This is a genomic window from Pseudooceanicola nanhaiensis DSM 18065, assembly GCF_000688295.1.
GTDB lineage: Bacteria > Pseudomonadota > Alphaproteobacteria > Rhodobacterales > Rhodobacteraceae > Pseudooceanicola > Pseudooceanicola nanhaiensis.
Map to the genome: position 1 here is coordinate 1,120,023 of NZ_JHZF01000013.1, position 17,365 is coordinate 1,137,387.

Below are 17,365 nucleotides of genomic sequence, written 5' to 3' on the forward strand. Positions count from 1 at the left end.
GGCACCCGGCGGCCGCCGCGCTGGCCGCACCTACGGAAACGTCACGCGCTTGTCGGTCGCAACCTCCCGCCACGCGCCCGGCGCCTGTCCGGGCCAGATGACGCGGACGCGCGCGGTCTCTGCATCCCCCAGCCCGAAGTGCAGCGGTCCGGCGCTGCCGCCGGCGTGTCCGCCGCCCACGGTGACCTCCTGCACGTGGCGCCGTCCGCCCGCCTCGACCTCGACGAAGGCGCCGATGCCCCGGGAGTTGGCGGCGGGGCCGCGCAGCTCGACCGCCAGCCAGTGGCCTGTCGTCCCTGCGTTCTGGTAAAGCTCCATCTCCGCCCGTCGGTTGACCACGGCAAGATCAAGGAACCCGTCCCCGTCCAGATCCGCCAGCACCGCGCCGCGCGCGCGCTCGAGCGTCGCGATCCCGGCCGCGTCGGCGGCCTCCGAAAACCGCCCGTCCGCACCCTGCAGCAGCAGGTTGTTCGGGTCGAGCATCGCCGCGTCGGGCATCTGCTCCACGTTGCCCTTGGCGACGAAGATGTCGTCGCGCCCGTCGTTGTTCACGTCTCCGAAGGCCGCGTGCCAGCCCGTCGACGGCCGCCCGTCCCCGCCTGTGAAGGGCCGGTGCGCGGTGGTCCCGAAGTCGTAGGAGGCGTCGCGATAGGCGGGGCCGCCATCCTCGGGGTCGAACATCTGGAATTTCTGATCGCCCATCGAGGTCAGGTAGACATCCGCGTAGCCGTCCCCGTTGATGTCGCGCGAGGCGATGCCCATCCCCCAGAGGTGGTAGCTCCGCCAACCATCCGCCTTCGTATAGAGCCGCGGGACGGCCTCCATCGCCCAGAGCTGCTCCTCGCCGCCGCGGACGTAGTAGTGTCGGTCGTTGGACAGCCGCAGGTCCGCCCGTCCGGTGCGGTGCCAGTCGGTGAAGAGGGCGGAGAGGGCGCAGAAGCCGGGGCTCAGGCGCTGCGGGGGCGGGTAGCGGCCCCCGTCGGGGCGATAGAGCAGCGTGTCGTCGCAGGCTTCGAAGGGACCATCCGGGTCCGTCCGGTCGACATAGGTTCCGAAGGCGAGCGTCGGCAGGGTCTGGCCGCTCTCCCACGTCGCGGAGAAGGCGGTGGTCCAGTGGTCGCCGCTTTCGAACCCGAGCCCCTCGAACGGAACGAAACCGCAATCGCCGGTGCCGCGCATCAGCCTGTCCGGTCCGGCACGCAGGATGGCGAGGTCGATCAGCCCGTCGCCGTCGATGTCGAGAGGGTAGGCGCCGGTGACGCCGGTCAGAGCGAGCGCGTCGGGCGTGTCCTCGGCATACGCAAGCGTACCGTCCCGCGTGACGTTCCGCATCAGCGCGGCCGGCTCCGTGCCGCCTGCGGCGTAGAGCTCCGGACGTCCATCGCCGTTGCAGTCGAAGCTCGCGAGCCCGCCGCCGACGAAATGTTCCCATCCGCCGGCGTAGACATGCGGCGGTATCGGCCGCGGCTCGAACACGGGCACGACCGGCTCCGCCGCCACCGAACCGGCCGCCAGCGTGGCCAGGACAAGCGAGGCCCTAACCCGCATTGGCGGCCAGTTCCCTGACGGTCAGGTTCGACACCTCCTCGATTGCGTAGGCCGTCGCACCCTTGGCCCACATCAGGTCGCCCCAGCCGTGCACCTTGACCTCGGGGATCGGGGCGTCGACCTGCACGATCCAGCGCTTCATCTGGTCGATCACCTTGTCGGAGTAGAGGAAGTCGTAGTTCAACTGCGCGCCCGAAAGGATGATGAGCGACGGATCGAAGATGTTGACCACATTCGCCAGTCCCATGGCGAACATCCGGCCCGCACGGTCGAGTATGGAGCCTGCGATCTCCTCTCCCGCGCCGGCGGCCGCGAAGAGGCTGTCGATGTCCTTGTGGTCCGTTTCGCTGTTCAGGTTGGCTTCGCGCAGAAGGGCGTAATCGCCGACATAGGCCTCCAGGCACCCGCGCTGGCCGCATTGGCAGAGCGCGCCCTCGAGCTGGACCTTGGTGTGGCCGAACTCCGCCCCGCAGCCGCGGACGCCGCGATAGATCCGGCCGTCGAGGACGATTCCCATGCCGACGCCGTGCTCGACGGTGATGACGATGAAATTGTCGACGTTGCGGCCCTCGCCGAAGATGTGTTCGGCCTTGGCGACGAGGTTCGCGTCGTTGTCGAGAAAGACGGGGCAATGTACCCGCGCCTCGAGCATCCGGCCCAGATCGACATTGCGTTCCCTGAGCGAGGAGGACCAGTAGACGAAATTGCGCCGCGCATCGACGAGCCCGGCGATGCCGATCCCGATGCCGGAGAGGTCACCGAGGGCCAGCCCGCCCGCGGCACAGGCCTCGTCCAGGCTGCGCAGGATCTCGTCGCAGAGCTTCGCCGGGGTCATCCGGTTCTCGGCCAGCCGCATCTCGCGCGCGGTAATCTCGGTGCCTTCGAAATCCGTGATGACGACCGAAGCCGCATGGTGAGAGACCTTGACCCCCGCCACCAGATGCGCCCCGCCGCGTATCTTGAGCGCCACCCTCGGACGCCCACGCTTTGCGTCCTGAAGGGGCGGGTCGGCGCATTCCTCGATCAGCCCGGCGGCGATCAGTTCCGAGGTGATGGCGGTGACGGTCGCGGGGCTTGCCCCGGCGGCCTTGGCGATGTCGATCCGCGCGATCCGGCCGGCGGCGCGGATCGTTTCGAGCACCTGCCTCCGGCCCCCCTCCCGCTGGTCTGCGGAACTGGACACCCTGCGCGATTTCGCCAAGACTCGTCCTCCCTTCGCCCCCGTATCCGGTCCGGTGGAGCCGGGCCGGGCGCGTCCTCGCGTCACAATACGCGATTTAATTTGAAACTCAAAAAAAATCTTGTTAGAGAAAGGGTGACCGGGGCCGGGAGGAAACACGCGCCCTGAATCCAAGGGAGGAGTGTCATGAAAATTCTAGGTGGAATCTCTGTCATTGCCGCCATGGCCATCACGGCGGGCGCGGCGCTGGCACAGGACCTGACCGTCGGCGTGAGCTGGTCGAACTTCCAGGAAGAGCGCTGGAAGACGGACGAGGCCGCCATCAAGAGCGCCCTGGACGCAGGCGGCGCGGCCTATGTCTCGGCCGATGCGCAATCGTCCTCGGCCAAGCAGCTGTCGGACATCGAGAGCCTGATCGCCCAGGGCGTCGACGCGCTGATCATCCTCGCGCAGGACGCGCAGGCGATCGGCCCGGCCGTGCAGGCCGCCGCCGACGAGGGCATCCCGGTCGTCGCCTATGACCGCCTGATCGAGGACGAGCGCGCCTTCTACCTCACCTTCGACAACGTCGAGGTCGGCCGGATGCAGGCCCGCGCCGTGCTTGAGGCTGCGCCCGAGGGCAATTACGTGATGATCAAGGGCTCGCCGACCGATCCGAACGCGGACTTCCTGCGCGGTGGCCAGCAGGAGGTCCTGCAGGAGGCGATCGACAGCGGCAAGATCACCATCGTGGGCGAGGCCTACACCGACGGCTGGCTGCCTGCCAACGCGCAACGGAACATGGAGCAGATCCTGACCGCGGAGGACAACCAGGTCGACGCGGTCGTCGCCTCGAACGACGGCACCGCCGGCGGCGCCGTGGCGGCGCTGACCGCGCAGGGCATGGACGGGATCCCGGTCTCGGGCCAGGACGGCGACCACGCCGCGCTGAACCGGGTGGCCAAGGGCACGCAGACGGTTTCGGTCTGGAAGGACGCGCGGGACCTCGGCAAGGCCGCGGGCGAGATCGCCGTCGAGCTGGCCGGCGGGACCGAGATGTCGGCCATCGAGGGCGCGCAGGAATGGACCTCTCCGGGTGGCACCACGATGTGGTCGAAGTTCCTCGAGCCGGTGCCCGTGACCAAGGACAACCTCGCCATCGTCGTCGACGCCGGCTGGATCTCGAAAGAGGATCTCTGCCAGGGCGTCACCGACGGCCCGGCCCCCTGCAACTGAGCGTATTTTGAAATTCCGGTGTCCCCTGCTAGACTGGGGGCACCGGACGAGCAAAGACCCGCTGAACCTGGAGTTCGGACATGACCGAAACCGCGTCTCAGCCGATCCCCGAACAGCCGAAGCGTAACCTGTTCCAGCAGCTCGAGCTGGACATGCGGCTGTTGGGCATGATCGGCGCCTTCGCCATCCTCTGCATCGGCTTCAACATCGTCACCGATGGCCGATTCCTGACTTCGCGCAACATCTTCAACCTGACGATCCAGACCGTGTCGGTCGCGATCATGGCGACGGGGATGGTCTTCGTGATCGTCACGCGGCACATCGACCTGAGCGTCGGCGCGCTGCTCGCGACCTGTTCGGCGGTGATGGCGATGACCCAGACCGAGATCCTGCCGAACATGCTGGGGCTGGGGCTGAACCACCCGGCGACCTGGGCGATCACCCTCGTCGTGGGGCTCGCGACCGGCACGCTGATCGGCGCCTTCCAGGGCTGGATGGTGGGCTATCTGACGATCCCCGCCTTCATCGTGACGCTCGGCGGCTTCCTCGTCTGGCGGAACGTGGCGTGGTATCTGACCAGCGGCCAGACGATCGGCCCGCTCGACAGCACCTTCATGATGTTCGGTGGCACCAACGGCACGCTCGGCACCTTCTGGAGCTGGGTCTTCGGCATCGTCGCCGCGGTGCTCGGCGTGATGGCGCTGCTCTCGGCGCGCCGGTCGAAGGTGCAGCACGGCTTCCCGGTGAAACCGGCCTGGGCCGAGGCGGTGATGGCGGTGCTGATCTGCGTCGCGATCCTGGGCTTCATCGCGGTGCTGAACGCCTACGAGATTCCCTCCCGCCGCCTCGAGCGCATGTTCGAGCTGCGCGGCGAGACGATGCCCGAGGGTTACACTTCGGGCTACGGGCTGCCGATCTCGGTCCTGATCCTGATCGCGGTCGCGGTGGTCATGACGATCATCGCCCGCCGCACCCGGCTGGGGCGCTACATCTTCGCCACCGGCGGCAATCCGGACGCCGCCGAATTGTCGGGCATCAACACCCGCTGGCTGACCGTGAAGGTCTTCGCGATCATGGGCTTCCTCTGCGCCCTCTCGGCGGTCGTCGCCTCGGCCCGGCTGGCGAACCATTCGAACGACATCGGCACGCTGGACGAGTTGCGGGTCATCGCGGCGGCGGTCATCGGGGGTACCGCGCTTTCGGGCGGGTTCGGGACGATCTACGGGGCGATCCTCGGCGCGCTCATCATGCAGTCGCTGCAATCGGGGATGGCGATGGTGGGCGTCGATGCGCCGCTGCAGAACATCGTCGTGGGCTCGGTGCTCGTGCTCGCGGTCTGGATCGACATCGTCTACCGCAAACGGCTGGGAGCGAAGTGATGAAGAGCGCGAAGGAACTGCGCGCCGAGGGCGCGACCCCGCTGGTCGAGATGAAGGACATCTCCATCGCCTTCGGCGGCGTGAAGGCGGTCGACCACGTCTCGGTCGATCTCTACCCCGGCGAGGTCGTGGGCCTGCTGGGCCACAACGGCGCCGGGAAATCGACGCTGATCAAGGTGCTCTCGGGCGCCTACAAGATGGACAGCGGCGAGATCCGGGTGGACGGCGAAAAGGTCGAGATCACCAGCCCCCGCGACGCGCGCGCGCTGAACATCGAGACGATCTACCAGACGCTCGCGCTGGCCGACAACCTCGACGCCACCGCGAACCTCTTCCTCGGGCGCGAGATGGTGACGCCCTTCGGACTGGTGAACGACGCCGCGATGGAGGCCGAGTGCCGCAAGATCATGGGCAAGCTGAACCCGAACTTCCGGAAGTTCAACGAGCCGGTCTCGGCCCTGTCCGGCGGTCAGCGGCAATCCGTCGCCATCGCCCGCGCGGTCTATTTCAACGCCCGCATCCTGATCATGGACGAGCCGACCGCCGCGCTCGGCCCGCACGAGACGCAGATGGTGGCCGAGCTGATCCAGCAGCTCAAGGCGCAGGGGATCGGCATCTTCCTGATCGACCACGATGTCCACGCGGTGATGGAGCTCTGCGACCGGGCCTCGGTCATGAAGAACGGCGAGCTGGTCGGAACGGTGAATATCGAGGATGTGAGCGATGACGATCTGCTCTCGATGATCATCCTCGGCAAGAAGCCGGAACACGCGGCGGCCTGAGGCTGGACAAGCCGCGCGCGGGCCGGAAAGGTGCCTCCGACGACAGGAGGTACCATGACCCGCGACGCCGCCATTTCCCGCGTGAGTGACTATTTCGACGGGGGCCGCTTCCAGGCGGACCTCGGCGATCTCGTGACCTACCGCACCGAGAGCCAGAACCCCGCCCCGGAAGCCGCCGCCGAGATGCGGCGGTATCTCGAAGAGGCCATGCGCCCGCGTCTGGAACGGCTGGGCTTCACCTGCGAGATCATCGAGAACACCGACCCCCGCGGCGGTCCGTTCCTGCTGGGCGAACGGATCGAGGCGGAGGGGCTGCCCACCATCCTCACCTACGGCCACGGCGACACAGTGCGCGGGCAGGAAGGCATGTGGCGCGAGGGGCTGGAGCCCTGGCGGCTGATCGAGGAGGGCGAGCGGCTCTACGGCCGTGGCGCGGCCGACAACAAGGGCCAGCACCTCATCAACCTTGCCGCGCTCGAGGCGGTGCTGGACGCGCGCGGCACCCTCGGGTTCAACGTGAAGATCGTGCTGGAGATGAGCGAGGAGGTCGGCTCCTCCGGCCTCAACGCGCTCTTCCATGCGCAGAAGGACCGGCTCGGGGCCGACGTTCTGATCGCCTCGGACGGGCCGCGGCTGCAGCCCGAGGTGCCGACGATCTTCATGGGGACACGGGGCGGGACCACGTTCGACCTTGTCGTCGAGACCCACGAGGGCGCGCATCATTCCGGCAACTGGGGCGGGCTGCTGGCCGACCCGGCGATAATCCTGGCCCATGCGCTGGCCGAGATCACCGACCGCCGCGGCCAGATCAAGGTGCCGGAATGGCGCCCGACGAGCCTCACGAACTCGATCCGCGAGGCGCTGAAGGACCTGCCCGTCGCGGGCGGCGAAGGGCCCGAGGTGGACCCCGACTGGGGCGAGGAAAGCCTGACGCCCGCCGAGCGCGTCTTCGGCTGGAACAGCTTCGCCGTGCTCGCCATGGTCTCGGGCGTGCCGGATGCGCCGGTCAACGCGATCTCGGGCTGGGCGCGGGCGACCTGCCAGCTGCGCTACGTGGTGGGCACCGATCCGCAGGAGATCGTGCCGGCGCTGCGCCGCCACCTCGATGCCGCGGGGTTCGAGAGGGTCCAGATCAGGCCGCATGACCGGGGCTTCTTCCCGGCGACCCGGCTCGATCCGGACCATCCCTGGGTCACGTTCGTCGGAAATTCGATCCGGCGGACGAGCGGCGGGCCGCTCCACGTCGTGCCGAACCTCGCGGGCTCGCTGCCCAACGACAGTTTCACCGACATCCTGGGCCTGCCGACGATCTGGGTGCCCCATTCCTATCGCGGCTGTTCGCAGCATGCCCCGAACGAGCACGTGCTGAAGCCGGTCTGCCGCGACGCGCTGCGGATCATGGCGGGGCTCTTCTGGGACCTCGGCGAGACCGGCGGACCGGCCTGACGCCATGGCAGGGGTGCATCGGACCATGCCACGGAACCGCTACTATTCCGGTCCGGTCAGCGACCATTTCGACGGCACGCGCTTCCATTCCCCGGGCCAGCCGGGGACGGACAGGTCGTTCTCGGACCTCCTGCGCTGGCAGCGGTCGGGACAGCGTGCCGCCTGGCCGAAGACGGTCCCGATCACCCCCGCCGTCCCCCCTGCGCAGAGCGCAAACCCGCGCCTGACCATGGTCGGCCATGCCAGCGTCCTGATCCAGGTCGACGGGCTGAACCTGCTGACCGATCCCGTCTGGTCCGACCGGGCAAGCCCGCTGTCCTTCGCCGGGCCGAAACGGGTGACCGCGCCCGGCATCGCCTTCGACGACCTGCCGCGGATCGACGCGGTGCTGCTGAGCCACAACCACTACGACCACCTCGACATCGCGACGCTGCGCCGTCTGCAGGCGGCTCACCGGCCCCGTATGGTGATGCCGCTCGGAACGGACGCCACTGTCCGCCGGCACCTGCGCGATGCAGCGATCGAGACCGGGGACTGGCATCAGCGCATCGCCCTGTCCGAACGGGTCTCGGTCACGCTGACGCCCGCCAACCACTGGTCCTCGCGCGGGGTTCGGGACCGGCGCATGGCGCTCTGGTGCGGGCACTGGATCGAGGCGCCGCAGGGGGCCATCTGGTTCGCGGGCGACACGGGCTATGGCGACGGCGCGGTCTTCCGGGACATCCGCGCGCGGCACGGCGCACCCGACATCGCGCTGATCCCGATCGGCGCCTACGAGCCGCGCTGGTTCATGTCGGCCCAGCACGCGGCCCCGGAGGAGGCGGTGCAGATCTTCCACGACATCGGCGCGCGGCAGGCGCTCGGCTTCCACTGGGGGACCTTCCAACTGACCGACGAGCCGCGGGAGGAACCGCGCGAGCTGCTGGCGGCCGCGCGGGAGGCGGCCGGGATCCCTGCGCATCGCTTCGTGGCCTTCGCACCGGGCGAGGTTCACGACGGCGCGGAGTGACGGGGCGGCGGCCGGCCGGGATCAGCGCTCCGGCAAGGTCTCCAGACGGTCGCGCACGGAGCGGGCCACGTCCTCGAACTCGGGCACGCTCGCCACATGGGGCGTGACGAGGATGCGGGGGTGCGACCAGAACGGATGGTCGCGCGGCAGCGGTTCGGTCCGGAAGACGTCGAGCGAGGCACCCGACAGATGCCCGCTCTCGAGCGCCGACAGGAGCGCGTCCTCGTCCAGATGGCCCCCGCGCCCGAGGTGGATCAGCGCGGCGCCGGCGGGCAGTTTCGCCAGGAAAGCCGCGTCGATCAGCCCCTCCGTCTCGGGCGTCAACGGCAGGACGTTGATCAGGATATCCGTCCGGGCGAGGAAGTCGTCGCGCGCGGCTTCCGCGAAATAGGCCACCCCCTCGATCGGCGCCGCGGGCGGGCGCCGGGCGTAGCCCGCCACCGGATAGCCGAGCGCCAGCAGCCCGCGGGCGATGCCCTGTCCCATGTGCCCCATCCCGAGGATGCCGATGCGCCGGGCGCGGGGCGTGAAACCGCCCAAGTTGCGCTGCCAATGCGCCTTGCGCTGGCAGGCGACGTAATGCGCCATGCCGCGATGATGCCAGAGCACGTGGAAGGCCGCGAAGCCTGCCATCTGCTGTGCCTGGTCCGGCTCCTCGACCCGGAAGACCGGCACGCCGTCGGGCCGGGAGGGGCAGGCGAGGATCGCGTCGGTTCCGGCGCCGACCGAGAAGATCGCCCGCAGCGCGGGATAGGGCCGGAACGCCTCGGCGTCGGGCAGGAAGGTCAGGACGAAATCCACCTCCTCCGGCCGGGTCACCCCGCCCGGCGGCCGCAGCTCGATGCCGGGCGCGATCCGGGCGAAGACCGGACCGAACAGCTCCATGATGTCGAGCCGCGAACAGGTCGCCACGCCGATCATGCGGTGAGCGACCCCTCGCGGTTCCATTCGGCGCCGGGCACCGCGGCCAGAAGCTGGCGGGTGTACTCCTTCTGCGGCGACTGGAAGATCTCGTGGACCGTGCCGATCTCGACCAGCTTGCCCTTCTGCATGACGGCGATCCGGTCGCAGAGCTGGGCCGCGACGCGCAGGTCGTGGGTGATGAAGAGGATCGAGAGCTCCATCCGTTGCCGCAGGTCGCGCAGCAGGTCCAGCACCTGCGCCTGGATCGAGACGTCGAGCGCCGAGACCGCCTCGTCCGCGACGATCAGCTCGGGGTCCATCGCCAATGCGCGGGCGATGCCGATCCGCTGGCGCTGCCCGCCCGAGAATTCGTGCGGGAACCGGGTCGCGGCATCGGCGCCGAGGCCGACGATCTCGAGCAGCTCGCGGGCGCGGGCTTCGGCCTCTTTCCGCGGGACGCCGCGGGTGATCGGCCCGTCGGTGATCGCGCCGATGATCCGCTGGCGCGGGTTGAGCGAGGCATAGGGGTCCTGGAAGACCATCTGGACCTTGTGGCGCTCCTTGCGGAGTTCCTCTTCGGACAGCGCGGCGATGTCGGTGCCGCCGACGAGGACCTGCCCGGCGTCGGGCGTGATCAGCCGCACCGCGGCCCGCCCGAGGGTGGACTTGCCGGAGCCGGATTCGCCGACGAGCCCCAGCACCTCGCCGCGTGCGACGGTCAGCGAGACGTCATCGACCGCGCGCACCTCGCGCACCGGTTTGAAGAAGCCGCCGCCGGTCCGGTAGACCTTGCGCAGGTCCTTGATCTCGAGCGCGGGGACCGTGCCGAGCTGGCGCGCCTCGGGCAGCCTGCCGGTCGGGATCGCGTCGAGCAGGCGTCGGGTATACGGATGTTCCGGCGCGCCCAGCACGGTGGCGGCCGCCCCGCGTTCGACGATCTGGCCCTCGCGCATCACGATGACCTGGTCGGCGATCTCGGCCACGACGCCGAAATCATGGGTGATGAACATCACCGCCATCCCGTGCCGGTCGCGCAGGTCGAGGATCAGCCGCAGGATCTGGGCCTGCGTGGTCACGTCGAGCGCCGTCGTCGGCTCGTCCGCGATCAGGATCGTCGGCTCCAGCGCCAGCGCCATCGCGATCATCGCGCGCTGCCGCTGGCCGCCGGACAGCTGGAACGGATAGGCGCGGACGATCTTTTCGGGGTCGGGCAGGCCGACCTCGCGGATCAGGTCGAGCGCGCGCTTCTTCCGTTCCGACGTCGAATAGCGGTCGTGGGCGGCATAGACCTCGGCGATCTGCTCGCCGATCCGCATCAGGGGGTTCAGGGCCGTCATCGGCTCCTGGAAGATCATCGCGATCCGCTCGCCGCGCATCGCCTGTTTCTGCGGCTCCGGCAGCGAGAGGATGTCCCGCCCCTCGAACATGGCGCGGCCTGTCCGGACGGTGACGCCCGGCGGCAGCAGCCCCATGAGCGCGTTGGCGGTCATCGACTTGCCCGACCCGGATTCGCCCACGACGCAGAGGATCTCTCCCTTCGCGAGGGCGAGGCTGACATCCTCGACCGCATGGGCGCGGTCGGCGCCCTCGGGCAGGCCGATGGTGAGGTCTTCGACGGAGAGGACGGGATCGCTCATGCCCGGGCCTTCCTGGCCAGATGCGGGTTCAGCGCATCGTTCAGCCCTTCGCCGATGAGGTTGAGTGCCAGCACCGTCACGACGATGGCCACCCCCGGAATGAAGCTCAGCCACCAGGCCGAGCGGATGACGGTCCGCGCCGCGCCGATCATGTAGCCCCAGGACATCGCGTTCGGGTCGCCCAGGCCAAGGAACGAGAGCGAGCTTTCCAGCAGGATCGCGGTCGCCACCATCAGCGAGGCCATGACGATGATCGGCGAGACGGTGTTGGGCAGCACCTGCGCGATGAGGATGCGGCGCGGGGTGAGGCCTGCGACCCGGGCCGCGTCGACGAATTCGCGCTTGCGGACCGACATGACCTCGGCCCGGACAAGGCGCGCGACCGGGGGCCAGGAGACGATGGCGATGGCCAGCGTGATCGAGGCAAGTGACGGCTGGAAGATCGCCACCAGCACGATGGCCAGGGCGAAGTTCGGGATGGTCTGGAAGAACTCGGTGAAGCGCATCGCCCCCTCGTCGACCATGTTGCCGTAGAACCCGGCCGCCGCGCCGAGCGGCACGCCGATCAAGAGCGCCACGATGGTCGAGACGAGCCCGACGAGGAGCGAGACCCGCGCGCCGTAGGCCAGCTGCGCGGCCACGTCGCGGCCCAGCGTGTCGGTGCCGAGCGGCAGGCCGTCGACGGTGAAGGGCGGCAGGAACGGGCGCTGCACCATCTGCCACGGCCCCTGCGGATAGATCACGGGCGCAAGCAGCGCGACGGCGATCACGGTGACGAGGATCGCGACGCCGATCAGGGCCCCGATGTTCGAGAAGAAGCGTTTCCACATGGTCAGGCTGTCGCTCCGATACGGGGATCGACGATCCGGTAGACGAGGTCTGTCACGATGTTGAAGAAGATCACCATGGCCGCAGAGACGATGAAGACGCCGAGGATGGTGTTGTAATCCCGCGCCGCAAGGCTTTCGAACATCAGCCGCCCGATGCCGGGCCAGGCAAAGACGGTCTCGGTCAGCACCGCGCCGCCGACGAGCTGCCCCGCCTGGAGCCCCGCCAGCGTCACCACCGGCAGGATCGCGTTGCGCAGGATGTGGCGGCGGCGGATCGCGGGACCCGAAAGGCCCTTGGCCTTGGCGGTCTTCACGAAGTCGAGCTGGCTGACCTCGAGCATCGAGGCGCGGGTCATCCGCATGTAGACCGACATGAAGAAGAGCCCGAGGGTCAGGGCAGGCAGGATCAGGTGCTTCAGGATGTCGAGCATCCGTTCGAGCCCGGTGTAATTGGCGCCCACCGTCTCGTAGCCGAAGCCGGGCAGCCAGCCGAGCCAGACCGAGAACACCAGCACCGCCATCAGCGCCAGCCAGTAGAGCGGCGTGGCATAGAAGAGCAGCGCCAGCGTCGTCAGGATCGTGTCCGAGGGCTTGCCGACCCGCGCCGCCGCGGCGACGCCGACCGCGATGCCGCAGACCAGCGAGATGCCGAAGGCGGTCATCGTCAGCAGAAGCGTCGCGGGCAGACGGTCGGCGATCAGTTCCGAGACCGGCGCGCCCTGCCGGAAGGAATAGCCGAGGTCGAACTGGAGAATGCCCCAGACATACTTGCCGAGCTGGACATAGAGCGGCTGGTCGAGCCCGAAGCGTTCGCGCAGCTGCTCGATCATCTGCTCGTCGGCGGCGCCCGCCTCGCCTGCCAGCACCACGGCCGGGTCACCCGGCGCGGCGTGCAGGAGGAAGAAGTTCAGGATTGCGATGGCCAGAAGCGTCAGGAACGCCTTCACCAGACGGCCGACAATGGCGGTGAGAACCTGCATGCGCCTCCGGGGAGCTGTGGGTGCGGAAAGGGGAAAGCGCCGGGCCGGCGGCGCGAGGCACGGCCGGCCCGGGCGGGCTTACTCTTCGATCCAGGCGTCGCGCGGACCGTCGTTCACCCCGATCGCCGTGGTGACGAGGTTCTTGACCTCGCAGCGGTAGATCGTCGGGAATTCCAGCTCCAGCAGCCAGGCCACCGGCACGTCGTCCACGATCTCCTTCTGGATCTCGGCATAGGCCGCTTCACGATCCTCGGGTTTCACCATGGTGGCCGCGGCTTCCCATTTCTCGTCGAGCTCCGGGTTCTCGTAGCCCTCGACGTTGTTCCAGGGGCTGCCCTTGCTGATCTGGCTCGCCACGTAGTTACGCGACACGCCAAGCGCCGGGTCGCCGTATTGGTAGAGATACGTGAAGGCCATGTCGTAATCCCACTGGGACGTCTTCTCGTTCCAGCCGGCGACGTCGGTGGAGTCGATCTCGACGTTGATGCCGACCTCGGAGAGGTTCTGGCGCACGGCCTCGGCCCAGCGTTGCCACGTCTCGCCGTAGGGCAGGGGAAGGACGCGGACGGGTTCTCCGTCATAGCCCATCTCCTCGAGCAGCGCCTTGGCCTTCTCCGGGTTGTGGTCGTAGATCGTCACGTCGTCCGAGTAGAAGTTCGTCTTGGACGAGATCGGGCCGGTCGCGACCGTGCCGAAGCCGTTCCAGACCACGTCCTTCACGAACTCCCGGTCGAGCGCGTACATGATCGCCTGCCGGAACTTCTGATCCGCGGTCGGACCTTCGCGGTTGTTCAGCCACATCCAGGCGTGCGGGGCGAAGAACTCCCAGCCCTTGCCGGTCGAGCAGACGCCGTCCATCTCGGTCAGCCGCGGCACGTCCCAGTTCTCGACCGAGCCGCCGGGCAGGACGTCGACCTCGCCCGTCTCGAAGGCCACCGCGCGGGCGGCGGCGTCGGGGATGACGCGATAGAAGATCTCGTCGAGATGGGGCAGGCCGTCGATGTAGTAATCCTCGTTCTTCACGAGGTGGATGTGGCTGCCCTTGACCCATTCGTCGAACTTGAAGGGCCCGGTGCCGATCGGCGTCGCGTTCATCTCGTTGGTGGCGTAATCGGTGCCTTCATAGATGTGCTTGGGCACGATCGGCATGGTGCCGACCTCGAAGGCGTTGATGAAGGGGCCGAAGGGCTCTTTCAGGTTGAAGACCACCGTCCTGTCGTCCGGCGCCTCGATGCTGTCCACATAGGCAAGCGAGGAGCGCAGGCGCGCATGGGTCTCGCGCAGGAAGACATCGGCCGAGAAGACCACGTCGGCCGAGGTGAACGGCTCTCCGTCATGCCAGGTCACGCCGTCGTGCAGCTTGAAGGTGTAGGTCAGGCCGTCTTCGCTGATCTCCCAGCTTTCGGCGAGGCCGGGCTGCGGTTCAAGGTCGGTGTTGTAGCGCAGCAGCCCCTCGTAGATGTCGCCCGAGACGAGCTGCGTCGGCCCGTTCTGGACCAGACCCAGCATCAGCCCCGGCGGTTCGGGCTGCACCACGATGTCGAGCCGGCCGCCCTCCTGCTGCGCCAGTGCGGGCGCGGCCAGAGCGGCGGCGATCAGGAACGTTGTCGCTTTGAGATGTCTCATGTTTTCCCTGTTGGTTCTTGTTTGGCTGGTTGCCCCGGTTTGTCCGGGGACGTTCGAGCGGTTCTTCGGTCTTAATCCTTGTAGTCGGGCGCGGCCCGGTCCAGCCGGCGCAGCATCGCCGCCCATTCCGGATCGGGCTTGTTGCCATTCTCCACGCCGTCATAGGCGGACTGGTACTGGCGCGCCGTGTGCTCGGCGACCTCGTCCGACAGCACGACGGGCGTCAGCCCCATGCCGAGCGCCGCGATCTGTGCCTTGCACGAGCGTTCGAGGTTGAGCGCGAGCTTCATCGCCTCGGCCACCGAGCGGCCCAGCAGAAGCGTGCCGTGATTGCGCAGCATCATCACGAAGCGATCGCCGAGGTCCGCCACGATCCGCGCGCGTTCGTCGAGGTCGAGCGCGATCCCCTCGTAATCGTGGAACGCCACCCGGCCGAAGAATTGTGCGGACCACTGGTTGAGCGGCAGCACACCCTCCTGCACCGACGAGACCGCCACCCCGGCGACCGTGTGCGTGTGCAGCACGCAGACCGCGTCGTGCCGCGCCATGTGGACGGCCGAATGGATGGTGAACCCGGCCGCGTTCACGCCCGCGCCGTAGGGGTCGTCGAGCACGGCGCCGGTCTCGTCCACGGTGACGAGGTTACTGGCCGTGACCTCGTCGAACCGCAGGCCGTAGGGGTTGAGCAGGAACTGCTTCTGACCGCCCGGCCCGTCCGGCAGACGCGCGGAGATATGGGTGTAGATGCTGTCGTCCATCCCTTCCAGGGCGATCAGGCGATAGGCGGCCGCAAGGTCGCGCCGCAGCTCTGAGATCCCGGGAGCCGTCGTGCCGTCGTGCATGGGAAGGTCCTTTTTCCGGTCTGCATTCAGCTAAGAACATCGGTGCTGGTCGGGTCAAGGATATTGTCGACAATAAATCAATCGACGATTATCCTGCCTCCTGAACACTCACTCATGGCAGGCCGCATGAACCAGGACACCCGGAAATCGGGCTTTTCTCCGCTCGCCCGCGAGGGGCTGGTCGACCGCGTGGCGGATCTGATCAGCCGGGCGATCATCACCGGGCAGCTCGCCCCGGGCGAAAGGGTGTCCGAATCGGTGGTCGCCCGGCAGCTCGGCACCAGCCGCGCCCCGGTGCGCGAGGCCGCCCGCCTGCTCGAAAGCTCGGGCCTGCTCACCTATGCGCCGAACCGGGGCTTCTTCGTCCGCCAGCTCTCGGCGGATACGCTGGACGATCTCTACGAATTGCGGCTGGTGATCGAATCCGCCGCCATGCGCCGGCTGATCCGCAACGGCCCCGGCACCGCCGTCGACCAGCTGGCCGCCCAGATCGACGAGCTCTACCGCATCGCCGAGGCGGGGCCGAGCTCGGACACGCTGACCCAGGTCCAGGCCGACATGCAGTTCCACCGGCTGCTCGTCGCCGCCTCGGGCAACCCGAAGCTGCTTGCCGTCTTCGACCAGATCGCCACCGAGACCGAGTTCTCCATCATGATCATCGGCCAGCTCTACGACGACCCGCACCGCATCGCCGAGACGCACATCCCCATCCTCGACGCCCTGCGCGCCGGGGACGAGGCCGCCGCGGTCGAGGCGCTCCGCTTCCACATCGTCGTCGCCCAGACCATGGTGACCCGCAAGCTGCGCGACCTGGAGGAACAGGGCGCCCGCGGCACGTGATGCATGGGGCGGGCTGACGGGAACGCGTGTCGGCCGGGGCGCGGCAGGGAGACGACCAGGAGCGTCACGAAACCGGTCAATGACGTTTCTTGCAGCACTCACCACGCACGTGGTTCGATAATGTGGACGAAACCGCAGCCGGAATGCAGCCTATGGTGATGCGGGCCGTGGCGACCGGCCGGTCGCGGAGTTTGCCGCGCCCGATGCGGCGAAGGTTGCAAGACACGGACAAACAGACAAAGAGAGCGTCACGATGTCCCTTTCCGTTCCCCAGGACCCTCTCTCTGATCCCGCGGCGACCGCGAAAGCATGTCCCGGGCTTGGGCACGCACCTTCGACCGCGCGCAACCGGGAACCGATCCGCCGGGCGCTCGAGGACCTCCTCCCTGTCCGGTCTTGCACCGTGCTGGAAATCGCCTCGGGGTCGGGCGAGCACGCCCTGTGGATGGCGCGATCCCTGCCGCAGCTGACGTGGATGCCGAGCGAGGCGACGGCCGAGGGTCTCTCCGCCATCGAACGGTGGCGGGAACTCTGCCCGGATCTCTGCGACCGTGTCCCGTCGCCGGTGCTCATCGACGCAGCCCGGCCGCCATGGCCCGGGGTGCAGGTGGATGCCGTCTTCGTCGCCAACCTCACCCATATTTCGCCATGGACGGCGTCGCTCGGACTTGTCGAAGGCGCTGCCGCGCGCCTCAAGGCTGGCGGGGTCCTGGTGATCTACGGCCCCTTCAACGAGGCAGGCGGTTTCACCGGACCCGGGAATGCCGCTTTCGATGCCGATCTGCGCATGCGCAATCCGGACTGGGGCCTGCGCGATCGCGAGGCGGTGGATGCGACGGCCTCGGCGCGCGGATTGATCGTCGAGCCCGGTCGGGAAATGCCGGCCGACAACCGTCTGCTTGTCTATCGTCAGCCCTGAAGCAGCGGGGACCCGGCTGCGGGCTTCGGGCCGTGGCGCGGTCATGTCGGCAGGGCCGTGATCCTCGCGGCTCAGGAAGAATCGAGCCGGACGGTTCACGTTTTTTCCGGCAACCTCGCAAGCCTCATGGCGGCCGCCGGAAGGCGGTGATCGTGCCTCCGGCCAACCACCAACGAATTATGCCAACGAATGCCGATGAAGTTTTGGGCATCTTCATCAGCCATGACTG

The 17,365-nt window shown here is 68.2% G+C and carries 15 protein-coding genes; 7 read left to right on the plus strand and 8 right to left on the minus strand.

All coding sequences use genetic code 11. The features are described from left to right. Window positions 1-30: 30 nt before the first annotated feature. Window positions 31-1,548: a CRTAC1 family protein gene (locus Q344_RS0115525; RefSeq protein ID WP_028287553.1), complete on the minus strand. Its 1,518-nt coding sequence runs from the start codon at window positions 1,546-1,548 to the stop codon at window positions 31-33. Further along, window positions 1,538-2,689, minus strand: coding sequence for an ROK family transcriptional regulator (locus Q344_RS0115530; RefSeq protein WP_229669195.1), 1,152 nt, complete (start codon window positions 2,687-2,689; stop codon window positions 1,538-1,540). The genes Q344_RS0115525 and Q344_RS0115530 overlap by 11 nt, the downstream gene beginning before the upstream one ends. A gap of 225 nt (window positions 2,690-2,914) precedes the next feature. On the opposite strand from Q344_RS0115530, the gene xylF reads away from it, so the two are divergent. The 5 genes from xylF to Q344_RS0115555 all read left to right on the plus strand — a co-directional run bounded on the left by xylF (window position 2,915) and on the right by Q344_RS0115555 (window position 8,559). Next, window positions 2,915-3,943, plus strand: coding sequence for a D-xylose ABC transporter substrate-binding protein (gene xylF, locus Q344_RS0115535; RefSeq protein ID WP_028287555.1), 1,029 nt, complete (start codon window positions 2,915-2,917; stop codon window positions 3,941-3,943). 80 nt (window positions 3,944-4,023) lie between these two features. Further along, entirely contained in the window at window positions 4,024-5,322 is a 1,299-nt protein-coding gene (locus Q344_RS0115540) for a sugar ABC transporter permease (RefSeq protein ID WP_028287556.1), read from the plus strand. Then, window positions 5,322-6,104 carry an ATP-binding cassette domain-containing protein gene (locus Q344_RS0115545; RefSeq protein ID WP_028287557.1) on the plus strand — a complete coding sequence of 261 codons (783 nt, stop codon included), beginning with the start codon at window positions 5,322-5,324 and terminating at the stop codon, window positions 6,102-6,104. The genes Q344_RS0115540 and Q344_RS0115545 overlap by 1 nt, the downstream gene beginning before the upstream one ends. A 54-nt stretch (window positions 6,105-6,158) precedes the next feature. Further along, window positions 6,159-7,550: a M20 family metallopeptidase gene (locus Q344_RS0115550; protein ID WP_028287558.1), complete on the plus strand. Its 1,392-nt coding sequence runs from the start codon at window positions 6,159-6,161 to the stop codon at window positions 7,548-7,550. A gap of 25 nt (window positions 7,551-7,575) precedes the next feature. Then, window positions 7,576-8,559: an MBL fold metallo-hydrolase gene (locus tag Q344_RS0115555; RefSeq protein ID WP_028287559.1), complete on the plus strand. Its 984-nt coding sequence runs from the start codon at window positions 7,576-7,578 to the stop codon at window positions 8,557-8,559. 21 nt (window positions 8,560-8,580) lie between these two features. On the opposite strand, the gene Q344_RS0115560 is transcribed toward Q344_RS0115555, so the two are convergent. From Q344_RS0115560 to Q344_RS0115585, 6 genes are all read right to left on the minus strand, one after another. Beyond that, window positions 8,581-9,480 (minus strand): 2-hydroxyacid dehydrogenase, encoded by a 900-nt coding sequence (locus tag Q344_RS0115560; protein WP_028287560.1) that lies wholly within the window; start codon window positions 9,478-9,480, stop codon window positions 8,581-8,583. Continuing rightward, on the minus strand, window positions 9,477-11,099 hold the full coding sequence (locus Q344_RS0115565; protein WP_028287561.1) for an ABC transporter ATP-binding protein: 1,623 nt from the start codon (window positions 11,097-11,099) through the stop codon (window positions 9,477-9,479). The genes Q344_RS0115560 and Q344_RS0115565 overlap by 4 nt, the downstream gene beginning before the upstream one ends. Next, complete coding sequence (locus tag Q344_RS0115570; RefSeq protein ID WP_188781516.1) at window positions 11,096-11,929, minus strand: ABC transporter permease; 834 nt, start codon at window positions 11,927-11,929, stop codon at window positions 11,096-11,098. Before Q344_RS0115570 ends, Q344_RS0115565 begins: the two co-directional genes overlap by 4 nt. Before the next feature lie 2 nt (window positions 11,930-11,931). Further along, entirely contained in the window at window positions 11,932-12,909 is a 978-nt protein-coding gene (locus Q344_RS0115575; RefSeq protein WP_028287563.1) for an ABC transporter permease, read from the minus strand. A gap of 78 nt (window positions 12,910-12,987) precedes the next feature. After that, window positions 12,988-14,535 carry an ABC transporter substrate-binding protein gene (locus Q344_RS0115580; protein WP_028287564.1) on the minus strand — a complete coding sequence of 516 codons (1,548 nt, stop codon included), beginning with the start codon at window positions 14,533-14,535 and terminating at the stop codon, window positions 12,988-12,990. Between the two features lie 71 nt (window positions 14,536-14,606). After that, window positions 14,607-15,377, minus strand: a complete 771-nt coding sequence (locus Q344_RS0115585) for a class II aldolase/adducin family protein (RefSeq protein ID WP_028287565.1) — start codon at window positions 15,375-15,377, stop codon at window positions 14,607-14,609. 126 nt (window positions 15,378-15,503) lie between these two features. Between Q344_RS0115585 and Q344_RS0115590 the strand changes: the two genes are divergently transcribed. Beyond that, on the plus strand, window positions 15,504-16,217 hold the full coding sequence (locus tag Q344_RS0115590; RefSeq protein ID WP_028287566.1) for a GntR family transcriptional regulator: 714 nt from the start codon (window positions 15,504-15,506) through the stop codon (window positions 16,215-16,217). 253 nt (window positions 16,218-16,470) lie between these two features. Then, window positions 16,471-17,136: a DUF938 domain-containing protein gene (locus tag Q344_RS24150; protein ID WP_036539318.1), complete on the plus strand. Its 666-nt coding sequence runs from the start codon at window positions 16,471-16,473 to the stop codon at window positions 17,134-17,136. The last annotated feature ends 229 nt before the right edge of the window (window positions 17,137-17,365 follow it).

Bases quoted from the DNA above. Each gene is read 5' to 3' on its own strand.
- Q344_RS0115540 (WP_028287556.1), top strand. From the start codon at position 4,024: ATGACCGAAACCGCGTCTCAGCCGATCCCCGAACAGCCGAAGCGTAAC.
- Q344_RS0115590 (WP_028287566.1), top strand. From the start codon at position 15,504: ATGAACCAGGACACCCGGAAATCGGGCTTTTCTCCGCTCGCCCGCGAG.
- Q344_RS0115525 (WP_028287553.1), bottom strand. From the start codon at position 1,548: ATGCGGGTTAGGGCCTCGCTTGTCCTGGCCACGCTGGCGGCCGGTTCG.
- Q344_RS0115575 (WP_028287563.1), bottom strand. From the start codon at position 12,909: ATGCAGGTTCTCACCGCCATTGTCGGCCGTCTGGTGAAGGCGTTCCTG.
- Q344_RS0115570 (WP_188781516.1), bottom strand. From the start codon at position 11,929: ATGTGGAAACGCTTCTTCTCGAACATCGGGGCCCTGATCGGCGTCGCG.
- Q344_RS0115555 (WP_028287559.1), top strand. From the start codon at position 7,576: ATGCCACGGAACCGCTACTATTCCGGTCCGGTCAGCGACCATTTCGAC.
- Q344_RS0115585 (WP_028287565.1), bottom strand. From the start codon at position 15,377: ATGCACGACGGCACGACGGCTCCCGGGATCTCAGAGCTGCGGCGCGAC.
- xylF (WP_028287555.1), top strand. From the start codon at position 2,915: ATGAAAATTCTAGGTGGAATCTCTGTCATTGCCGCCATGGCCATCACG.
- Q344_RS24150 (WP_036539318.1), top strand. From the start codon at position 16,471: ATGTCCCTTTCCGTTCCCCAGGACCCTCTCTCTGATCCCGCGGCGACC.
- Q344_RS0115565 (WP_028287561.1), bottom strand. From the start codon at position 11,099: ATGAGCGATCCCGTCCTCTCCGTCGAAGACCTCACCATCGGCCTGCCC.
- Q344_RS0115545 (WP_028287557.1), top strand. From the start codon at position 5,322: ATGAAGAGCGCGAAGGAACTGCGCGCCGAGGGCGCGACCCCGCTGGTC.
- Q344_RS0115580 (WP_028287564.1), bottom strand. From the start codon at position 14,535: ATGAGACATCTCAAAGCGACAACGTTCCTGATCGCCGCCGCTCTGGCC.
- Q344_RS0115560 (WP_028287560.1), bottom strand. From the start codon at position 9,480: ATGATCGGCGTGGCGACCTGTTCGCGGCTCGACATCATGGAGCTGTTC.
- Q344_RS0115550 (WP_028287558.1), top strand. From the start codon at position 6,159: ATGACCCGCGACGCCGCCATTTCCCGCGTGAGTGACTATTTCGACGGG.